Genomic DNA, 22,020 nt, shown 5'->3' with positions numbered 1-22,020 from the left:
CATTTCTTTCTTTGTTATCAAAGAAAGAGGCACCTTTAGGTGCAGAGAAGGATTTTCAAAAAAATGTTTTGAAAAAATCCATCTACTCGCTAAAGCGAGCCTCTTCCCTTGACTTCAAGGGAAGAAAATTATTCACTTCGTTCATTAGTAGCAGAGTATAGGTTTTTGCAGAAAAAATACTGCATATTATGGAGATTTAGCCTATGTGTGGCATTTCAGGCATTTTTGCATATCAAGCATCAAAGCAAATTGATAAAGCAGTGCTGACTGCAATGAATCATCGTATTTCACATCGTGGCCCAGATGATGAGGGATTTCATTTTCAGTCTGAAATTGCGCTTGGACATAGACGTTTATCTATTATTGATCTTAGCACTGGAAAACAGCCCATTTACAATGAAGATAAATCAGTGGTTGTGGTGTTTAATGGTGAAATATATAACTATATAGCGCTGAGAAATGAATTGGTGAGTCAAGGGCATCAATTTCAAACCCTGACAGATACGGAGGTTATTGTACATGCCTATGAGCAATGGGGTGAAGCCTGTGTGAATCGCTTCCAAGGCATGTTTGCTTTTGCACTTTGGGATAATCTAAAAAAATCTCTTTTTATTGCAAGAGATCGATTGGGTATTAAGCCACTTTACTATAGCTATTTACGCTCAGGGATGTTTATTTTTGCTTCGGAGTTAAAAGCGCTAACAGCACATCCCGATTTTAATTTCACAATCGATGCGCAAAGTGTGGATGAATATTTTACTTTTGGTTATGTTCCCGATCCTAAAACAATTTATAAAAATACTTTTAAATTAGCGCCTGGTCACCATTTAACAATCAATCAAAGTGGCGTTATGAGCCAGCCTAAGCAATATTGGGATCTTTGTTTTGAGCCTAATATCATAAAAGAATCAGATGCCATAGAAGAATGTTTGGAAATGTTAGATGCTACTGTCAATAGTCACCTTATATCAGATGTACCTATAGGTGCTTTCTTATCGGGTGGTGTTGATTCAAGTGCGGTTGTTTCTGCAATGAGTCGATATACAAATGATATAAAAACTTGCTCAGTGGTATTTTCAGAAAAATCTCACGATGAAGCTATGTATGCTGCGCAACTTTCTAAACTCTTTAAGACCGAGCATCAGGAATATCGCTTAGAGCCTATCGATGTTGATTTATTAGATGATTTTTCTACTCTTTATGATGAACCTTTTGCAGATAGCTCTGCTATTCCTACCTATAGAGTCTGTCAAGTAGCGCGTACACGTGTAAAAGTAATGTTGTCAGGAGATGGTGGTGATGAAACCATTGCGGGATACAGAAGATATAGATTTCACACACGTGAAGAGCGTTTAAAAAGTATATTGCCCTATACCATACGTTCTCCATTATTTGGATTATTAGGGAGATTCTACCCAAAACTAGATTGGGCGCCGCGCTATTTGCGTGCAAAATCAACTTTTCAAGCATTGAGCCGCGATACGCTCTCTGGCTATATGAATAGCATTGCTTTGTTTAAAGATGATTACCGAAAGCTTTTGTATCACGATAGCTTTAGTCGTCAACTGAGAGACAGTCATCCATTAGATGTATTTAAAGAGCATGCTCAAAATTTTCAAGGGCATTCTGGTTTAGCACTGGTTCAGTATCTGGATATGAAAACCTATTTGCCGGGTGATATCTTAACAAAAGTGGATAGAGCCAGTATGGCACATGGCTTAGAAGTGCGAGTGCCACTTTTGGATCATAAATGGGTTGAGTGGTCTGCACGTTTGGCAGATACACTGAAAATCAAGCAAGATGATGGTAAATATCTTTTTAAGAAAGCCTTGTGTAAACGCCTTCCCAAAGAGATTTTATATAGAAAAAAGCAAGGATTTGCAGTACCCTTACAACAATGGTTTAAAGGTAGTTTGCGTGCCAGGGTATATGCCTTAAAAGAGAGTACTCTATTAAAGCAATCGAATATTTTCAATATTAAATTAATTGACAAAATTGTCGAACAACATTTATCTGCAACACATGATCATAGTGCTATGCTGTGGAGTCTATTGGTGTTTGAAAATTTTCAGAAAAAACTCATGTGCGAAGACTATAAAGGGAATCATTATGTCAACAAAAAAAATACTGCATCTGTTTGATCACTCCATCCCATTACAAAGTGGTTATAGCTTTAGAAGTCGTGCAATATTAATGCAGCAAAAGCAGATGGGCTATGAGGTTAAAGCGATTACCAGTAATCGACAAGGAAAAACAGCGCATAATCAAGAAAGCATTGACGGTATTGAATTCTACCGCTCTGATATGGGAGAGCATTCCTTCTATCGTTTTCCTATTGTGAAGCAGATAGAAACAATCATGAGTTTAAGAACAAAAATCAAAGCAGTGGTAGAAGATTGGTGGCCAGATGTGATCCATTCACATTCGCCTGTATTAAGTGCTTTGGCTGCGTTGTCTATTTGTCGCCACTATCATATTCCTTTGGTATATGAGATTCGCGCTTTTTGGGAAGATGCTGCTGTTGATTATGGCACACATTCTGAATTGGGATTGCGATACAGACTGATAAAATATCTTGAAACGAAAGTTTGCATGCAAGCCAATCATATTACCACTATTTGTGATGGATTAAAAAATGATTTACTGTCGCGTGGTATTTCAAATAACAAAATAACGGTTATTCCAAATGCGGTGGATTTGAGTAAATTTACTCAAGTAGCACTTATTTCAAAAAATAAACACGGTATTGCACAGAAATATCAACTACAAAACGGGTTTGTTATAGGTTTTATCGGTTCATTGTATGCCTATGAAGGTTTAGATGTGGCCATTGAAGCTTTTAGATCTATTAAAAGCGTTATTCCCAATGCAAAGTTACTTATTGTTGGGGATGGGCCACAACTTGAGGTCTGGAGACGCATTGCGCAAACAAATAAATTTGCAAATGATATTATTTTCACAGGCAAAGTGCCACATAATGAGGTGAAAATGTTTTATGAAATCATTGATGTGCTTGTGTATCCAAGAAAAAAGATGCGATTAACTGATCTTGTGACACCTTTAAAACCATTGGAGGCGATGGCAATGGGCAAAGGGGTGGTTGCTTCTGATGTCGGTGGACACAAAGAACTCATTCGCAATCGTGAGAATGGTTTGTTATTTAGGGCAGAAGATGCTCAAGACTTTAAAAACAAAATTATTGAAATCAGTAATAAAAAACTTAGAGAATCATTGGTTGCACGTGGGCTTAAATTTGTTACTTTAGAAAGAAATTGGCCTAATAGTGTAAAGCGCTATGAGAATGTGTATGAGCAATGTATATAAAAAAAATGATTTAAGTGTTGCTATCGTTGGGCCAATTTCTCCACCCAATGGAGGTATGGCAATGCAAGGGAAGTTATTGAGTGAGCGCTTAAAAAGCGAGGGTGTTAGCGTTGGCTATGTGCCAGTAAACTTCTCTTTGCGCCCCTATTGGCTTAATAATATTCGGATTATGAGAGCCGTCATTCGATTTTTTATTTATTTATCAAAACTAAGGGCTGCTACTAAAAAATATAAAATATTTCATATTTTGGCAAATTCAGGGCTGTCTTGGTATTTATATGCGACACCTGCAATTGCTATTGCAAAATTAAAAAGATGCTATGTTATTATTAACTATAGAGGTGGAAATGCACAATCTTTCTTTCATAAACATAAAAGTTGGATTTTACCTTTTTTAAAATGTGCCGATCAAATCATTGTTCCTTCCGATTTTTTGAAAGATGTTTTTAAGACGTATGATCTTGATGCCAAAATAATCCCCAATATTGTTGCTGAAAATAAAGAACATTCATTGCGCCCCATAAAATTGAATGACAACATGAATTTGATTGTTACAAGAAATTTAGAATCTATTTATGGCATTGAAACAATTATTCGCGCATTCTATCGAGTTTCTCAGAGCTACCCTAAAGTGACACTTAAAATTGCGGGTAGTGGTTCAGAAAGAGAAAACTTGGAAAAATTAGTACAGCAATTGTCATTGACTGATTCTGTGGAATTTTTAGGGCGTTTGGCTAGAAATCAAATGACAGAATTATATTTGTCAGCAGATATTTTATTGAATGCAAGTACGGTTGATAATATGCCTAATGCAATATTAGAGGCTCAATCATTTGGTGTTCCTGTTATTTCTACTGATGTTGGTGGCATACCCTTTATTGTTAAAAATGATGTAAATGCAATACTGATCAAACCGAGAAATCCTGAAAGTATGGCGGAAGCAATCATTCATTTAATTAAAAATCCAGCATTAAGAGAAAGATTATCCCTCAATGGATTAGAAAATATCCAAAATTATACTTGGGAAAAAATTGGGCCTCAATGGATGGATTCTTATTATGGCAAAGAGTGTCGATAAAATGTATAGCAAACTTGTATCAAAAATTTTATTCCCGATGCATGAAAAGATCAAAGGACATCGAACGGTACAATGTCTCAAACAACTTGAGAAGACGCAATGGGAGACCGTAGAGCAAATTAAAAAAAGACAGCTCCAAAGATTGCACATACTTTTAAAAGAGGCTGAACTACATTCTCCCTATTACAGAGATGTATTTGTGGCAGCTAATTTGGATGCAAATAATATTCGATCATTAGAAATACTTTCCACACTGCCATTTTTAGACAAAAAATTAATCAGAGAAAATTTTGAAGGTATTAAACACAGACATGCTAAAAACCTGATAGCTTATCGCACCGGTGGTTCAACAGGTGAGCCTTTACATTTATTGGTTTCGAAAATGCGAATTGCACATGACGTGGCTGCAAAATGGAGAGCAACGCGTTGGTGGCGTGTTGATATGGGTGATAAAGAATTAGTGCTTTGGGGCTCTGGTATTGAGTGCCAGAGACAAGGCTGGCTTAGAAATATGCGCGATAAACTCATGAGAAGCTATCTGATTCCTGCTAAAAATCTAAGCAGCCAAGAAATGGATAAAATCATAAATTTTATAAAGGATTATAAACCTAAAATGCTCTTTGGTTATCCCTCTATTCTAGGATATATCGGTAAATATTCGCAACAAACGAATCAGCCACTCAATAAGCTTGGGATAAAAGTTGCTTTTGTTACTTCGGAAGTATTGGATGATGCACTAAAGCAAACGATCCAGAAGGCATTTGGCTGTGTGGTTGCCAATGGTTATGGGGGTAGAGATGCAGGTTTTATTGCACATAGCTGCCCTATGGGAAATATGCACATTACAGCAGAAGACATTATTGTTGAAATTATTGATGAAAATGGGAAGGTTGTCCCACCTGGGCACTTGGGAGAAGTGGTTGTTACACATTTAGCAAGCCATGGCTTTCCTTTTATTCGATATCGAACAGGCGATTTAGCAATTTATGATGAAAGTCCTTGTGCTTGTCATAGAGGGTTGCCTATCTTAAAAGATATTATTGGAAGAAAAAGTGATTTAATTTACGCTTTTAATGGTGCTGCTGTACATCGTGCAGAAATTGTTAAGCCCATTACAGCTTTTAAAAAAATCGAGCGATTTCAGTTTGTTCAAAAAACACTTCAATCTTCTATTTTGAAGATCAAGGGAGAAGTTCTAGACAAGATAGAGGTTTCTAAATTAACCGCTGATTTGAAGATACTATTAGGGCAAGAACTTGATTTGAAAATTGATTATGTTGATGATCTACTGTTTGAAAAGTCTGGAAAATATAAATTTGTTATTTCGGAATTGTACCAATAAGGAAGTATTCGATTGAGTCAATTAGCTCAGCAATTTCAAAGCTCTCTTTTATTTTCCTTTATGGATAAATATTTGGGATATATTTTAAGATTTATATCTACCATCATTATTGCACGTCTTTTATCGCCTGAAGAAATTGGAATATTTTCCGTTGCTTTTGTGATTATTGGCTTAGGGCATGTGTTACGTGATTTTGGAGTGGCGCAATACTTAATTCAAGAAAAAGATTTAAGAGATCATAAAATTAAAGCTGCCTTTGCTACAATGTTTATGATTGCATGGAGTATGTGGTTTATCTTATATCTTGGAAAAGATCTCTTGGCAGCATTTTACGATGAGCCAAGGTTAACATCGGCTTTAAACATACTAATTATTATTTTCTTACTCGCACCCTTTGGTTCTATTCGCATTGCATTAATGCGACGCCAAATGATGTTCAAAACACTCGCAAAAATAAATATCTTTTCTTACATTACACTCTTTATTGTGACTTTGGTTTTATGCTATTTCAAATTTAGTTTTATGGCTTTGGTATGGGGACAACTTGCAGGCGTATTGGCAACCAATCTGGGGTGTGTGCTTGTTTGTAGAAAGAACTATTGGTATTTCCCAAGTCTACAAGGCGCAAGAGCGGTTATAAAATTTGGTTTTAATATTACGCTTGCCAATATTATAGAAAATCTTGCAGAAGGTGCGCCGGATTTATTTATTGGCAAATTCATGAATATGCAGGCTGTCGGTATATATAGCCGTGCCCAAGGTTGTGTTGGCTTATTTAAAATATTTGTAACAGCAAGTGTATGGCCTGTTATATTGCCTTATTTCTCAATCAAAAATAGAGCAGGTATTCAATTACTGCCAGATTATTTAACAGCAATATCGATTTATACAATATTTGCTTGGCCATTTTTCATTGCATTAATGGTATTAGCAGAACCCATTGTGCTTTTGCTGTATGGGCAACAATGGCATGCCTCTATTCTCTTGGTTCAGATACTATGTTTATCGGCTATTTTTGAAGCATCATTTCCTTTTCGTGCGCCTTTATTAGTGGCTTTAGGTAATACTCAATTGAATTTAAAACTTCAATTTATGACTTCTGGTATGAAGATTATGGCTATTTTGATAGGTAGTTGTTATGGTTTAATATATGCTGCATTGAGTTTGGTGCTGTCCGAATTTATTGCGCAGCTATACATATTTCATGGTTTGAAATCAGTTGTTAAACTAAACTTTATGAATTGGTTTGAGCAGGTTCGATTGAGTTTGCTTGTTAGTATTTTATTGGGTGTTGTTTGTTTCTCTTTAAAATTATTATCTGCAAATTATGCAATATCGCACTGGCAGTTAATAATGAGTGCGATAGCGCTGTGTGCTTTGCTTTGGTTAGCTGTAGTGCTGTATTTTAAGCATCCGCTTTCTCAACATTTAGTTCAATTTTATAGTCGGTTTAAGCGCAGAAGTCTAAGGGAAGAGACATTATGAATGAAATTATTTCAGTAGTAATGCCGTGTTATAACGGTGAAAAAACACTTCAAAAAACATTGGACAGTGTATTCGCACAGTCATTCCGAGAATTTAAACTGTATTGCATCAATGATGGTTCTACCGATGGCACAGCAAAAATATTAGCACAATATTCGCTTTTAAATAAAAATATGCTTGTGATTGATAAAGCAAACCAAGGACAAACTAAAGCAAAAAATGACGCGCTTAAAGTTGCCAAAGGCAAATATATCGCCTTTATTGATAGTGATGATGTTTGGGACAATGAAAAATTATTGTATCAATATGCATGCATGGAAAAAGAAAGGGACGTTGGACTGTGCTATACCAATGGTTATTATATTGATGTAGATGATCATATACATCAGAAATTTGAGATTGAGGCTAAACTTCAAGGAGAATGCTTAAGAGAACTGTTTATGGGAAATGCCATTGTCGCATCTTCTGTTATGATCCGTTCAGCATTACTCAAGAAAACAGGATTGTTTGATGAGAATCTTAGTGCGTGTGAAAATTGGGAGTTATGGACGCGTTTTGCCTCCCATTCAAAACTTGCAGTAATAGACATGCCATTAACACGCTACAGGCGACATGATAATAACATGAGCCACAATATAGATAAAATGAGAAGAAATAGATTGTATGTGCTTGAAAAAAATGCACAAAGCTATCATAATCATTTTCCCAATTTTAATCAGCTTGTCAAAGAAGCCTTTTATAAAGCGCATCAGTTTTTTGGTGAAAATTATTTATGGAAACTGCAGCTGCCTAAAGCACGTAGAGATCTTATGCACGCACTGCGTTATAAGCCCTTTGAAAAAAAACTATATTATCTTTTATTTAAATCTTTTTTAGGTGAGAAATTATTATCTAAAGTTAGAAATATAGTCACAGCACATGAGTCTTCGGGTAGGCGTCAAGCCTCGAGCAACCGGAGTGTACATAAAAGTACATGAGGATTGCGAGAGGACGAAGACAACACCCCCGAAAATTCATGTGCGAAGAGTATAGCAGAACTGTGCTGAATGTTTTGGAATAACATAATGAAATCGAATCAATCTTCTGTTCCCAATATAAATAATGTTTTCTCTCTTTTTTCTGAAGGGGCTAAATTGGCCTTGTATGAGGAAAAACCATTTTTAGACGCTGATATTTGTCCTGATATTGAGCAAAGGCATGTAAGCAGTCTTTCATCTATATCAAGCAAATATGATGTGTTGATTTTAGATAATTTGGGGAAAACTTCTGAACTTGTGAAGTTGTTAGACAACGCAACAGAGGGTGGTTGTGCTGTTGTTTTGCTGAAAAACAAAACATTCAAAGAAAAATTATGCATTGCGCTTCGTATCATCTCTCTTCATTTATGTGCTAAAAAATGGCAGTTAAAATTCAGAGGATATTTCTTGCTTCCAGAGGAGACAAATCCTACGCAGGTTGTATCCTGTCAAAGATATTTGGCACAGCAGTATTTTCATAAATATTATCATTGGCAATATAATGAAGAGTCAAAGAAAATGAAGCGGCTTTTTAAACATCTGATGTATATGTTTAATGCATTTTATCTTAATGAGAATTATTTTTTATTTTGGATTTCTAAAAATGCTAAATAAAATTTCAAATATGCTTTTTGAATATGATTATATTAATAGTAAAGATAAAATCTACTTTTCATCAAGATTGGTAGATAATTGGAGCATGCTTGTATTTGCTCCACCTAAAAAATTTTACCACATTAAAATAAATACACACAAAGATCTAAAGACTGAATGTAAAAATTTAAAAAAAATTCAAAATAAATATTCAGAATATATTCCTCAGTTTATTGATTATATTGAATATGAAGGATATGAATTTTTGATTTGCCAAGCTTATCAACATGAAGCTTTTAATAAGGCTCAGATTGAAGCAAGTACCGATCTGCAAGATAAACTTAAATATTATTTTATATCTTCTATTGCTGATTGGTCTTTGCAACGAAAACACGATGAATCTACTTTGCAGATTGAAAAGAGCTTTGGACTGGAAGATGAAGTGGCAGTGCATCTTGCAAAGCTATATTCCCAAGCAATGAGCTGGGGGTATCAGCCTCAGCATGGTGATTTTGTTTTGAATAATATTGCGATCACTCGTGGACATCTTATTGTCTTTGATTGGGAAGATTATGCGCGTGTCAATATCGTTGGTTTTGATTTGGCAATATTTTTATATTCTATTCATCAATTCAATAGTGCAACACTCTTTGAAGCGCTTGCAACAGAAAAACTAGATAGAATAATCATGAGTTATCTGACCGCACTCAATATAAGTAAACAAAGCTTTATGCAATTATTGCCGCTATATCTGTACTTGTTTCTAGTATTAAAAGAAAAACAGGGTTATAGCAAAGAAAGCGTTCTTCGAACCAAAGAGAGTTTATTGGCTTCATATGCCATGCTGAAGGCTATGCCGTGAGAGATCTGCTTGTCTTTGCCATTGTGTTTTCGCTGTTACCACTGGCATTGATTCGTACACCTATTGGTGTTTTGCTGTGGAATTGGATTGGTTTTATGAATCCACATCGTTTAGGGTGGGGATCTGCATTTTACTTTAAATTTGGCGCAGTGATTGCAGCGACAACCATGATTGGTTTCATTTTTTCAAAAGATAGAAAAATGATCCCTATGACACCTTTGGTTGTAGCGCTCCTATGCTTAATTGTATGGATGAATGTTACAACCTACTATGCACTGGTTCCAGAGGATGCCTTTCATCAATGGAAAAAAGTAATGAAAATACAAATTTTTATTTTCATTGCATTATCATGCATGCAAGAGCAAAAACGCATTATACAACTGCTTTGGGTAATAACCTTGTCAGTTGCTTATTTTGGCATCAAAGGTGGTATTTTCACATTGATGAATGGTGGTAATCTTCTTGTCTTGGGGCCTCGTGGTTCACAAATTGAGGATAATAATACACTGGCCTTAGCGCTTATTATGGTTGTACCTTTGATGATTTATTTAGGTAGAATGACCGATAAAAAATGGCTCAAATGGCTGCTTTTAGTTAGTACTTTGCTGTGTGGTCTTTCTATTTTAGGCTCTCATTCGCGTGGTGCTTTGCTTGCTGCGAGTGCAATGCTACTCTTTTTAGTATTAAAAAGCCAACGAAGATTTTATCTTGGACTTTTTTTAGCGCTGATTATTCCTGTCTTAGTGCATTTTATGCCAGCAGCTTGGTTTGAAAGAATGCATACGATTCAAACTTATGAGCAAGATGCTTCAGCAATGGGGAGAATCAATGCTTGGTATTTTGCTTACAATTTAGCAAAAGATAGACCTTTCAAAGGAGGTGGTTTCGAAGCTTTTCGGCCAGGGCTTTTTGAAAGATATGCGCCTGTTCCAGAAGATTATCATGATGCACACAGTATTTACTTTGAAATACTGGGTGAGCAAGGGTTTTTCGGTTTGTTGATTTTTTTAAGTATTTTGGCCTTAGCATGGCGAACCTGTCAAAAAACACAAAAATTATCTAAAAATAATCCCGATCTAAAATGGGCACATGAGCTCGTGGCAATGATTCAAGTAAGCATCATTGCTTATATGGTAGGGGGGGCATTTTTAGGTGTTGCCTATTTTGATTTATATTATAGCTTAATTGCTATTTTAATTTTAACGCATCACAGTGTTGTTAATTCTCAAACAGTTTTAAAGCAGGGAGTGATACCTGTTGTTAAGCGAGAATTTCGAACAAGCATGGCATAGATGTTGAGAAAAATGATATGAGCAGCTATTCAACAGTTCTGCGTCAAAGCTTAGGTATGATTTCTCCAGGAGGGCGTTTTGGTAAATTACAGATATTACTTTATCATCGGGTTTTGGCAGAGCTGGATCCCTTAAGACCCTGGGAAATTGCAGCTGTGCAATTTGATGAGCAAATGCGTATATTATCGCGCTATTATAATGTACTGTCACTGAGTGAAGGCTTAGAGCGCCTTGAGAAAGGTTCTTTACCGCCTCAGGCTGTTTGTATCACTTTTGATGATGGTTATGAAGATAATCTTTCTGTAGCGTTGCCGATTTTAGAGAAATATAAATTATCTGCCGTTTTTTTTATCGCAACGAAATTTTTGAGAGATGGCATTATGTGGAATGATGCCATCATAGAAAGTGTGCGTAACATGAAAGTGCATGAGTTGGATCTGCGATCCATTGGGTTATCGCAATATTCATTATTTAATGAACAGCAAAAAGTTAAAGCAATTTACAGGCTGGTGAATCAGCTTAAATATTTGCCACCTCAAAATAGAATGCTCATTGTGGATAAAATAGTCGAAGAAAGCCAATGTCAATTGCCACATATGATGATGACAGAGGAGTCGGTTGTGACCTTGCACCGCAAAGGCATGGAAATAGGCGCACACACGGTTACACATCCTATTTTAAATAGCATTAGTCCTGAAGCAGCCAGAAATGAAATTGGTCAAAGCAAAGAGGTATTGGAAGCGCTGATTCAAGAAAGGCTCAAATATTTTGCTTATCCGAATGGTTGTCCAACAAGAGATTATTCCTCTATTCATTGTAAGATGGTTAAAAATATTGGTTTTGATGCTGCTTGTTCAACGTGGTGGGGTGCTGCAACCAGAATGCAAGATAAATTTCAATTACCTCGCTTTACACCATGGGATAAAAGTGCATTTAAATTTATGCTGCGTATGACACAATATCGTATGAATAGGAAGACTATACCCAATAAAATACATGCGCTGTGACTATAGTATAGGTGATGGCTTTACTTAGGAGCGTCTCTTATAATCTTCTGCAATGATGTATAAGAGACGCAGGAAAAAGAGAAGTATTGATAAGTTTTATTTTTGTTTTATGGTTATTATTGTTTTATATAAAGAGCCATAAATCAACATCTGCATACATACAACTTCTACTTTTGTTTTTCTGATCTAACCTTCTGTCGCACATATAAATAGCGATCTAATCCATGAGCGCTATTGGACGAAAGATTATTGTGTAAGTTTTCTTGAAATTTCTTGGCTTTCGCTTTTAAAATATCCATCAACTTACTTGGCGCTTGCTGGTGTGAAGCCTTAGCTAAAAGCTTTTTTCTCCATTCTAGCAGTTGAGCAATATTATTGTTTTCTTTCTTAGGTAAAAAAGGATCGTTTTTAGGCTGTCCATCATTTTTAGATCCTTGGTACATTACCATGTATTTGTTATGTTTTTCGATGGCAGCCTTGAGTCCCCAAAAAATTGAGTAGCAAGTGCTTTGTTCTGTCGAAACCCAATAACTGAGATAATTCCATCCTTGACCACAGACGTGGATAGCGCGTTCACAAGTATGAACAAAAGAAGATTCATTACCGTGCTCAAGATAATGATCGCTTTCTAACAATACCGCTTCTAAGGCAGGAACAACACTGAGTGGCAGGCTTTGATTGGCTATAACACCAATCGCTTTTTTCACATCCTGTACAAATTGCGAGCGAGCAATTTTTAGAAGCGAAGCCAATGGGATATGAGCTGCGCTCAATTCCTGCTCGATGTGCTCTGGTAGTATGTGAAAACTACGGTTTTGATTGCTTGGTATAACTACACCTTCAGTTGATTTACTCATGACATTCCTTGTCAATGTTTGTTTGCTAAAGGGGATATCCAGTAAGACATATTAAAAATAGTCAGACAAACGAATAGAAATGGCTTGCTTGTAATAAAGACCGAGATTACTAGTATAATAGCCAAGTTCTCAAGCTGAATTTCTTGGATATCCTGAGTAAGCGTTATACTGAACATAAAATGAGTTATCTAAGATCTATTCTTTGCTTAAGATTTTTAGTCTTTACTGACTTGGAAAAAGAGATAAAAGATTGTGGGCTTTAAGATAGGAGCCATCACTACCTTAGGGGGTAGGATAGTGATGGCGTTTATGAGAGCGATCTAAAGCAGCCGTTTAGATTTTGGGCTTGTTCGATGCTTTAGAAATTTTGTCCGTTACTTGGTTAGTAATCTCTTTTTTGAGTCTTGGTTGAAGCTTAGAACCAGTTTCACTTAATTCACCTAATTTCTTCAATTCCCAACGTAAAAACTGTAATTTGTTTCTACCAGGTTGTTCCGCTGCTAGGGTACCGTTTTCAAATTGAGCATCTTGGAATTTTTCTGCTTCTTTATCAAATGCATTAAAAAGCGTTTTGCAGTTCTTTAGCTCTGATCTTAATGCTGCAATTTGTAAATTCACACTCACAAGATTACCTTGATAAGTCGTTTCTTCTGTTTCTGCTTCTTCTACAAGTTTGCGGCGTTTAGTAGGTTGTTCTACGAGTACTTCTTCGACTTGAGTTTCCACACCATTGTCTGCAAGTACTTCTTGCGCTACTTCTTGTTGTTCAACAGTTTGTTCTGCTTGAACGTCCATACTATTGTCTGCAAGTACCTCTGCTACTTCTTGCGCTACTTCTTGTGCATTTGTATTTCTGTTGAAGTAGTTGCCAAACATGCTTGTAACACCTGACGCTGCTTTATAGCCAAGGCGGCCAACGCCTTCTATTGTTTTATAACCAGCATAGCCAGCCAACATGATGCCACCTACTTGTACACCAGCGATACCAACCGTTCCGAGTACTAAAGGTGCAGTGAGAGGTGCGCTTGATAGTGCTAATGCACCACCTGCCCAGCCTGCAGTTGTAAGACCACCAGCTACTACTGTATTCCTAAGACTTTTGCTTCTTGCGCGTACTTTGGGGCGATCTGCGATTTGTTCTGGTGTATCAACAGAACCTAGATCTTGGTCGTTATTGTCTAATGCAGATATTCCGCGTTTCATAATTAATTGCCTCATATTGATTGTGGTTGAAAACTCCCAGCATATTATCTAGCCAGCTTGCAAAGTTCAAACATATTTCAGCAAAAAATGATAAGTGGTTTTATCTGTTGTATGAGTGGCGCATATGGTGAAGATAACCCTGAATAGGGCTATTTTAGAGTTAATTTGGATGCTTCTCTAATGTAGTGGGTGTAATGGGGGAAGCACTATGATGCTTAAAAACGAGTTCATATTCATTTTGAGGGTGTTCATGTTTGTCTAACCATCCTTCTAACATTAAGAAGATCCAGCACAATACACCATAATAGCTGGGATGTTGATGAATAAGATTCTGAGTAAGACTCTCTATGAAAGAAGCTTTAATAATAGAACGATGTTTAAATGCGTGGAGCCGCTCGAAACTAAAGTCTTTGAGTTTTTGATTGCTAAGCAGCCACAATCCATAGGGCATACCAAAGCCGTGTTTTTGTTTTTGTATAATAGAAGAAGGAATATAAGCCTGTATGGCCTTTTTATAAAAATATCTTAAATGCCTGCCACTTACTTTGTCTTTATCGGATAACTGCAAAGAAAAATCGATGAGGGGTGCTTGTAAAAATGGAAAATTTACGTTTATGTTCGCAAGCTGGCAAGCGTTGCGGACTTTGACAAGATCGCTGTCTGTTAAAGTAAATTTCAAATCCGTCCCCAACATTTTTCCCAGCATTGTTTTGGCATCAACCTGAGCATAATAATGACTGAGTAATTGCAGGGGTGCATGCATGTTTATCTGCGCCATCATATCTGGATGTAATAAAGTCTGATTACCAATGTGATTTAAGAGATTATAGGATTCCATACGCGCCGGCATAGATGTATTTGCCTGCTCAATGTAGCTTGATATTTTGCTAATAAGCGATATTTTCTTTAAGGGAGATAGTTTTTGATCAAGTATCTCTATCAGATTTTTCCTAAAGAATTTAGGTATCAAATGATAATAAGAGAGTAATCGTTGTTTGGCATAGCGTGCATTGCCACCAAAGAGTTCATCTCCACCATCCCCGGCTAATAACAAAGAAATATTCTGTTCTTGTGCCATTTTAGCGCAATAATAAGTTGGAATAATCGAAGCATTACCAAAGGGCTGCGAAAGCGAATCCTGCAAATTATCAAAACAATGAATAATATCTTCAGCTTGCAAATAGTAGATATGGTGATTGGCTTTATAAGCCTTTGCTGCTGTTTTTGCATAAAATACTTCATCATAATTATCCACATCAAAACCAATGGTAAAGGCATCAACAGGTGCTTGTGTTTGCTCGCTCATCATTGCCAATACACTGGTACTATCGATACCGCCACTGAGAAAGACGCCGGCATTTTGATGCGTTATACTTTTTTGCACAGATTCTCTTAAGTGAGCGTGCAGCTCAGATTGTTTTTGAGCAGTGCTTATTGTGGCATGTTCTACATAAGTCGGGTGCCAATAGGGGAGTATTTGTAAATGCTCATTTTGAAAGATTAAATAGTGTCCTGGTAAAATGCTGGAGAATTTTTGATAAATACATAAAGGTCTTGGAATATTGTGATAATACAAGTAATGATATAAAGCATCTGTGGATATATTATCTTTCAACTGTAAAATTTTGCTAAAAGGTCTAAGGTGATTTCCAAAAAATAAGCCTTGGTGATTTTTGCTGTAAAATATTGGATGAGTGCCTAATTTGTCTTGCACAATAAAAACTTCTTGTATTTGTGGTCGCAGTATCAGCAATAGATATTGCCCTTCAAGCTGATGGGTAATTTGAGGCCCCAGATGTAAATATTGCTCAAGTATGGCTTCAAGATTTTTTTCTGCATCATTAGGATAGTAAATATTATTTTTTAGATAAGCGCTTCCGATGCATGCAATCAGTGCCTGATCATTTTTTAAAATAGCGATGTTGTCTTGATCGTAACCAATCGCACTATTTTGCAGCAGCATTGTGCGGAAAGGTGCATGATGTGAATGATTTTTGATCTGCACTTCTATTTGATTTTCTGTTTGACGATTACCCATCCAGCCAAATAATTTATTCATTTTCTGTCTTATTCTTGTTACGTCAGTATCTGGGCTTTGTCTTTAATGATGCGAAGCCTTGGGATCAGGCTTTGTTCAATGGTTTTTAAAAGGGTGCCACAGATTGTTTTATTAAAGCTGCTAAAAGTCCAAACGTCTTCTAAATAATTTTGCCAACGATTTTTGTAAGTATTTTTACCTGGTCCCATGTAGTAAATAGATTTTTTCTGTTCGAAAAGGGTCTCTAATATTTTCCAGTTCAAGTAAGTGCCTGGTGATAGACTGGCTTTTGATGTTAAATAATCTGCACGAAGTGCGTAAATTTGATGACTATATTCAATGTGATATTCAAGCGCGATTATTTCATGATTGACGCGCAATCCCCAAACATTCAGCCAATGCTTTTCTAAAGCAAGTTCAGTGAGCCTTTTGATAAAGGCGTAGGGGGCTTTTTGATCAAAGGTGGTATGTGTGCTTTGCTTCCAGCTATGTTGGGAAATTCGTTGAATCACCTGTAATAATTCATTTTTGGGGAGATATATTAGATTTTCAAGTACTACCGTGCCTTCCTTTTCTAAATGATTGCGGCAAAGATTATTGCCTTTTTTGAGTCGTCTACCTTTAGTTGCGTAAAAGCTGTCCCAGTTCTCATTGATACGCACAATAGGGTGTTGTGTTGTAACTTCCAAGGTAAAAGACTGTGAGAGCATTTGAGAAAAGAGAGATAACAGACTATTGGGTTTTAAATAGTGTAATTTTAATTTATCCCAGGATTTGTCTTTGAGAATATACTCTAAGATAAATGTGCCAGTTGCATAATAAGGTGGAGAAATGATGATATCGCACATTTGTGTATCAGGAACGGTGAGAAATTCGAGTTGTTTGAAAGGAATACCTTTGTAAATAATATTTTTAAGGAGAAGCGGTACTATGGCAATCAGCTGATCGTGATCATAGACTGTTAGAATTTTTAATTGTCCAAGCGTTTGCGCCCATTGCCAGGCACTGTCAAACCACTCATGTCTAAAATAAAATTGAGTGGGATAATAAGATGCCAGTTTGTTCCAATCCAGTTTAAGTTGATAAAATGTCGTTGCATCGGTGATCCACTGTAGTTTTAACTTATTGCAGAGTGATTTATCCTGTTTGAGTGCTTGCATCTGACTTCCAAACACCTTTGCTAATAAGTTTGTCTTTGAGTCCTGGTAATGGATAACCGCGACGATAGGCATTTTGAGCAGCATCATATGCCTTATCAAATTGATGTACCGCGTAGTAAGCAAGACCTAAATTATAATGGTATTCAGCAGGTTGATTGTCGATTTTGAGTGCATGCATGTATTGCTCAATGGCTTTTTCAGGTTGGCCAGCTTTATGTAAGAAAACACCATAGAGTGCATAAGTAGAAGCTTCATTGGGGTAGAGCTTTAACGCTCGTTCAAAATACTTCAATGCACGTGCATTGTCTTCCATTTGCAAGCTTAAATCGCCGATTAATTGTAGTGTTTGAGGATGGTTAGGGAAATAATGCAATATGAAGGCAAACTCGTTCCATGCATATTCAAATTCACCTTTTTTAACTTTATCAATCCCTGGTTGTAGGTGATATTTTTCAACATTTTCAAGTAATTTGTCTGGCGCAGGGAAATAATAGTTATGGGGTTCGTCGGCTCCTGCAGATAAATAACTTGTATGCAAAAGCATTATTATAGTAATTATCCTGACTATATGCATATTCATCAACGAAGACTGATCCTTTGTAACTACTTTATACAATGCACTTAATATTGTTCTTAAATCAACTAAATTATTGGGACACCCAAGATAATATTTAGGACACCCATGTTTGGTTGAAAAACTAAATATTCAGATTTGTTATTTCTACAAACATTCTCTTCAAATCCATAACATGTTTTAATAATCCATCAAGGAAAGTCATATAGTAAGGTAGCTGAAAAATGAAAATTGGTGTTCCAAAGGAAATTAAAAGTTATGAATATCGCGTTGGCTTAACACCGGGTAGCGTTAGAGAATTAGTGGCTCGTGGGCACAGTGTTATGATAGAGGCTGGGGCAGGCGCAGCCATTGATTTAACAGATGATGCCTATCGTCAAGCAGGTGCTATTGTTGTAGACACCGCAGAAGAAATATTTGCGCGCGCAGATATGATTGTTAAAGTGAAAGAACCCCAGCCTAAAGAATGCAAAATGCTCAAAGAAAACCAAATATTGTTTACCTTTTTGCATTTAGCGCCCGATCCTGAACAAGCCAAGTTGTTACTCGCCTCTGGATGTACGGCTATTAGTTATGAAACTGTTACAGATGCAACAGGCGGATTACCTTTATTAGCACCGATGAGTGAAGTCGCAGGGCGGATGGCGGTGCAAGCTGGCGCACATACTTTGGAAATTGCACAAGGTGGCCGTGGCGTATTGCTGGGCGGTGTGCCAGGCGTACCTCCTGCAGATGTCGTTGTCTTAGGTGGCGGTGTGGTTGGTTCTAATGCATTGAGAATTGCCATTGGTATGGAGGCTCATGTAACCGTTATCGATAAATCAATCGCGCAGCTGCGCCGTTTAGACAATCAATATGGGGCTTCTTTAAATACTATATTTGCAACCGATGCTGCGATTGAAAGCTATGTCAAAAAAGCGGATTTGGTTATTGGGGCAGTGCTTGTCCCTGGTGGTTCAGCACCTAAATTGATAACACGCACACTCTTAAAAGAAATGAAACGCGGTGCGGTGCTTGTTGATGTTTCTATTGATCAAGGCGGATGCTTTGAAACCAGCATTCCAACGACTCATAAAGAGCCAACCTATCAAGTAGAGGGTATAGTGCATTATTGTGTTGCTAATATGCCTGGTGGCGCACCTCGTACTTCGACTTTTGCTTTGAATAATGCAACATTGCCTTTTGTCATTGATATTGCCAATAAAGGTGCAAAACAAGCTTTATTAGATAATATTCATTTAAAAAATGGTTTGAATGTGCACAAAGGAAAAGTAACCTATCAAGCAGTTGCTCAGGCTTTAGGTTATGAGTACCATGCTGCTGAGCAAATCTTGTAGTCTTCTCATAGGCTATTTTCTGTTGTTTATCTTATCAATAAAGGTGGTGATATGGCTGTTAATCCCGTTATTCTACGAGCGATTCAACGCGCCTATCGCCACGGTCATGCAGATTTACCCACAAAATCACTGGAACAAGTCCGCCACTATTATTATCAGCACCCAATTGAACAATTAAGTGCGCATGTTTATGAAGAACATGCAATAAAACCAAAGGTTTCCTTGCGTATCTATCGACCGAGTATGAGCAAGTCCACAGGAAAATGCAAACCTGTGATTTTCTACTTAAGAGCAAGTGCGTATGTGTTGGGTAGCATAGAGGATGCAGGGTATTTTTGTCATACTTTAGCAAACTCGCTTGATGTCAATGTGATATCCATTGAGCCAAGGCTTTCACCAGAGCAAAAATTCCCAGAGCCTTTCTTAGATTGTATTGCAAGTATTGAATATATTTATAATCATCATCCGCAGTTGAATTTGGATATTCAAAATGCAACGATTTGGGGTGAAAGCTCCGGTGCGAATATAGCGGCAGCACTTTGTCAGTATTTGGCCAGTGAGCAGGTTAATTTTATTAGCAAACAAATTCTCTTTTATCCCATGTTGGATTATTCAAACCTCAATGAATATCACTCCAAGCGTTTGTATGCTGAAGGCTTTCTCATGGATAAGCGGCTCAGTGATTGGTTTTTAAGTCAGTATGTGCGAACAGTAGATGATTATGAAGATATACGCGTTTCACCACTGTTAGCAGATAACTTCGCTAAATTACCCAAGACACTGCTTATTTTGGCTCAATACGATCCTATGCGAGATGAGGCTGCTCAATATATTGAACGATTAAGAGATGCTAAAGTGAGTGTACATGGCTTATGCTTACCAGGCATGATTCATGGTTTTTTATGGTATGCACCCAGAGTGCCACTTGCACGTTATGCGATAGAGTATGCTGCAGATTATATTAAGAATTGCTGAGATTCTTTACTTGTGGGGGAGTCGTCGCTTGTAGCCCCTGTAAACTTTCTTCTTTTGTGGCTGTGTTGAGAAAATCTTTCCATTTTGTAATGATTGTACTGTCGATATGGGTTGCAGGATGAAAGCGAGGCTTAAAATATTGCCAATAGGGTTTTAGCAATGAACGCATAAGACCATATCTTCCCCAATAAAAATGCAGCATTCTTTTATAAAAAGAAAAATCGAATAATTTTTTATTGTGTTTGGCTATTTTAAAAATAGCGACCAGATATAACCAATTAAAAGCAATAGTCATCAAAAGCATAGCGCTTATTCGTGTTGTATAGCGCCCATTCAGAGATTGATAAACATCAAAAGCAACTGCTTTATGTTCTAACTCTTCAATACAATGCCATCGCCAGAGCGCACTGTATTCTGGGGGGACGTTTGCAAACCATCTTGTTTCTTTGAGAAAAAGTTCAGCAGAAATGGCGGTAAAATGTTCTCCAGCGGCAGACAGTGCAAAATGAAAAGTGGGGGAGAGGTGATGTATCATGCTTGCGATAAAACGAAAGCATTTCATACCATAAGCATCTGCTACAATCGTTTTTTGTGTATTATGCAACGAAGCATGATTGTAACGATTAAACTCAGCACCATGAATTGATTCTTGTGCAACTAAACTCGTAATTTCTTGACGTAATTGTGTATTTTCGACAAGCGTTAGTGCTTTTCTCAAGCTGAGTACCAGCATTTTTTCTAAGCTTGGCAGAAAAAGCGCGACAGCATGAAAATGATAAGCATGAATATCTGATTCATAATATCCTTCGATGCTAGGGGTATTTTGATAAGAAAAGCCTAAGACGCGAGGCTCTATATTTGGTGAATACTTTTGCATAAGGTGATAAAGCAAGTGTTAACTTGCTTTTTTTTCCCAATTGTAAGCAGTTTTAACGATAAATTCTAGATCATTGAATTGGGGTTGCCACTTCAGTATCTTTTTTATTTTTTCATTAGTGGCAATGACAGAAGGGCTGTCGCCTTCTCGGCGTGGCGCATTTTCTGTCTTTAAATGAACACCAGCAATTTTTTCTACAGTTTTGACAACGTCTTTTACACTATAACCTTGACCATAACCGCAATTGAGGATTGTAGATTGACCTTTGTTTTGTAAATAATTTAAAGCTTCAATATGCGCATGGGCAATATCACTGACATGAATGAAATCGCGCACACAGGTTCCATCTGGGGTTGGATAGTCAGTGCCAAAAATGGGCAAGGCTGTGCGTTTGCCACAGGCTGCTTCGAGCGCGACTTTAATGAGATGCTCAGCTTTTTTAGAGCGCTGGCCTAATTTTCCTTCAGGATCGGCACCAGCAACATTAAAATAGCGCAAAATAACAAATTTCATAGCATAGGCATTAGCAAAATCTTTAATCATCTGTTCACCCATGAGTTTTGAGTGGCCATAAGGATTAATGGGGGCGGTGGGTGAGCTTTCTTGTACATAGCTTTCTGTGGGTAAGCCATAGACTGCGGCAGTGGAAGAAAAGATAAAATGAGGGATTTGAGCCTTTTTACAGGCAGAAAGTAAGCTCAGAGTACCCATGGTGTTATTGTCATAATAGATTTCAGGATCGGCTATTGATTCTGGCACGGATGTTTTAGCAGCTAAATGCATCACTGCGGTAATTTTTTCTTGTATTAATACATTGCATAGCAAATCGCTGTTTTGAAGATCACCGACTACCAATTTTGCTTGCTGGACTAGATCTGCATAACCTGAGCTTAAATTATCAAACACAATCACATTGTAGGCATTATTTTTAAGCAAATCTTTGACAACATGACATCCAATGTAACCAGCGCCTCCTGTGACGAGAACATTGCAAGCCAT

The 22,020-nt window shown here is 37.1% G+C and carries 19 protein-coding genes; 12 read left to right on the top strand and 7 right to left on the bottom strand.

Annotated features, from left to right (window positions below; all coding sequences use genetic code 11):
• The first annotated feature begins 203 nt into the window (after positions 1-203).
• The 10 genes from CC99x_RS09450 (at position 204) to CC99x_RS09405 (ending at position 12,000) form a co-directional block, all read left to right on the top strand.
• The gene (locus tag CC99x_RS09450; RefSeq protein ID WP_057625004.1) at positions 204-2,141 is read left to right on the top strand and encodes an XrtA/PEP-CTERM system amidotransferase; all 1,938 of its coding nucleotides are present in this window, start codon (positions 204-206) and stop codon (positions 2,139-2,141) included.
• A complete protein-coding gene (locus tag CC99x_RS09445) occupies positions 2,110-3,324 on the top strand; it encodes a TIGR04063 family PEP-CTERM/XrtA system glycosyltransferase (RefSeq protein ID WP_057625005.1) in 1,215 nt (404 codons plus the stop codon). Before CC99x_RS09450 ends, CC99x_RS09445 begins: the two co-directional genes overlap by 32 nt.
• A complete protein-coding gene (locus CC99x_RS09440; protein ID WP_077065457.1) occupies positions 3,308-4,402 on the top strand; it encodes a glycosyltransferase family 4 protein in 1,095 nt (364 codons plus the stop codon). Before CC99x_RS09445 ends, CC99x_RS09440 begins: the two co-directional genes overlap by 17 nt.
• Positions 4,383-5,744, top strand: coding sequence for a phenylacetate--CoA ligase family protein (locus CC99x_RS09435; protein WP_057625007.1), 1,362 nt, complete (start codon positions 4,383-4,385; stop codon positions 5,742-5,744). The genes CC99x_RS09440 and CC99x_RS09435 overlap by 20 nt, the downstream gene beginning before the upstream one ends.
• A 12-nt stretch (positions 5,745-5,756) precedes the next feature.
• Positions 5,757-7,229, top strand: coding sequence for a lipopolysaccharide biosynthesis protein (locus CC99x_RS09430; RefSeq protein WP_057625008.1), 1,473 nt, complete (start codon positions 5,757-5,759; stop codon positions 7,227-7,229).
• Positions 7,226-8,206 (top strand): glycosyltransferase family 2 protein, encoded by a 981-nt coding sequence (locus CC99x_RS09425; protein WP_057625009.1) that lies wholly within the window; start codon positions 7,226-7,228, stop codon positions 8,204-8,206. The genes CC99x_RS09430 and CC99x_RS09425 overlap by 4 nt, the downstream gene beginning before the upstream one ends.
• 87 nt (positions 8,207-8,293) lie before the next feature.
• Positions 8,294-8,860, top strand: coding sequence for a hypothetical protein (locus tag CC99x_RS09420; protein WP_057625010.1), 567 nt, complete (start codon positions 8,294-8,296; stop codon positions 8,858-8,860).
• Positions 8,850-9,701: a phosphotransferase gene (locus CC99x_RS09415; RefSeq protein ID WP_158003223.1), complete on the top strand. Its 852-nt coding sequence runs from the start codon at positions 8,850-8,852 to the stop codon at positions 9,699-9,701. Before CC99x_RS09420 ends, CC99x_RS09415 begins: the two co-directional genes overlap by 11 nt.
• Entirely contained in the window at positions 9,698-10,993 is a 1,296-nt protein-coding gene (locus CC99x_RS09410; protein ID WP_057625012.1) for a putative O-glycosylation ligase, exosortase A system-associated, read from the top strand. Before CC99x_RS09415 ends, CC99x_RS09410 begins: the two co-directional genes overlap by 4 nt.
• 17 nt (positions 10,994-11,010) lie before the next feature.
• Positions 11,011-12,000, top strand: a complete 990-nt coding sequence (locus tag CC99x_RS09405) for a polysaccharide deacetylase family protein (protein WP_057625013.1) — start codon at positions 11,011-11,013, stop codon at positions 11,998-12,000.
• 167 nt (positions 12,001-12,167) lie between these two features.
• Here CC99x_RS09405 and CC99x_RS09400 read toward each other — a convergent pair whose 3' ends face one another.
• From CC99x_RS09400 to CC99x_RS09380, 5 genes are all read right to left on the bottom strand, one after another.
• On the bottom strand, positions 12,168-12,857 hold the full coding sequence (locus CC99x_RS09400; RefSeq protein ID WP_057625014.1) for a hypothetical protein: 690 nt from the start codon (positions 12,855-12,857) through the stop codon (positions 12,168-12,170).
• 333 nt (positions 12,858-13,190) lie between these two features.
• Positions 13,191-14,060, bottom strand: a complete 870-nt coding sequence (locus CC99x_RS09395; RefSeq protein WP_057625015.1) for a hypothetical protein — start codon at positions 14,058-14,060, stop codon at positions 13,191-13,193.
• A gap of 160 nt (positions 14,061-14,220) precedes the next feature.
• Entirely contained in the window at positions 14,221-16,119 is a 1,899-nt protein-coding gene (locus CC99x_RS09390) for an asparagine synthetase B family protein (protein ID WP_057625016.1), read from the bottom strand.
• Positions 16,120-16,136: 17 nt separating this feature from the next.
• Positions 16,137-17,258, bottom strand: coding sequence for a GNAT family N-acetyltransferase (locus CC99x_RS09385; RefSeq protein WP_057625017.1), 1,122 nt, complete (start codon positions 17,256-17,258; stop codon positions 16,137-16,139).
• Positions 17,236-17,802, bottom strand: coding sequence for a tetratricopeptide repeat protein (locus CC99x_RS09380; RefSeq protein ID WP_057625018.1), 567 nt, complete (start codon positions 17,800-17,802; stop codon positions 17,236-17,238). Before CC99x_RS09380 ends, CC99x_RS09385 begins: the two co-directional genes overlap by 23 nt.
• Positions 17,803-18,056: 254 nt before the next feature.
• Here CC99x_RS09380 and ald point away from each other — a divergent pair, with 254 nt between their 5' ends.
• Together ald and CC99x_RS09370 are read left to right on the top strand one after the other, a co-directional pair.
• Positions 18,057-19,169: an alanine dehydrogenase gene (gene ald, locus CC99x_RS09375; protein ID WP_057625019.1), complete on the top strand. Its 1,113-nt coding sequence runs from the start codon at positions 18,057-18,059 to the stop codon at positions 19,167-19,169.
• Between the two features lie 51 nt (positions 19,170-19,220).
• Positions 19,221-20,144 (top strand): alpha/beta hydrolase, encoded by a 924-nt coding sequence (locus tag CC99x_RS09370; RefSeq protein WP_057625020.1) that lies wholly within the window; start codon positions 19,221-19,223, stop codon positions 20,142-20,144.
• Here the strand turns inward: CC99x_RS09370 and CC99x_RS09365 are convergent.
• Complete coding sequence (locus tag CC99x_RS09365; protein WP_057625021.1) at positions 20,131-21,021, bottom strand: metal-dependent hydrolase; 891 nt, start codon at positions 21,019-21,021, stop codon at positions 20,131-20,133. The two genes, CC99x_RS09370 and CC99x_RS09365, sit on opposite strands and share 14 nt — an antisense overlap.
• Before the next feature lie 18 nt (positions 21,022-21,039).
• Positions 21,040-22,020 (bottom strand): UDP-glucose 4-epimerase GalE, encoded by a 981-nt coding sequence (galE, locus tag CC99x_RS09360; RefSeq protein WP_057625022.1) that lies wholly within the window; start codon positions 22,018-22,020, stop codon positions 21,040-21,042.

This window comes from Candidatus Berkiella cookevillensis (genome assembly GCF_001431315.2).
Classification (GTDB): Bacteria; Pseudomonadota; Gammaproteobacteria; order Berkiellales; family Berkiellaceae; genus Berkiella_A; species Berkiella_A cookevillensis.
This window is presented reverse-complemented; position numbering and strand designations above follow the sequence as displayed.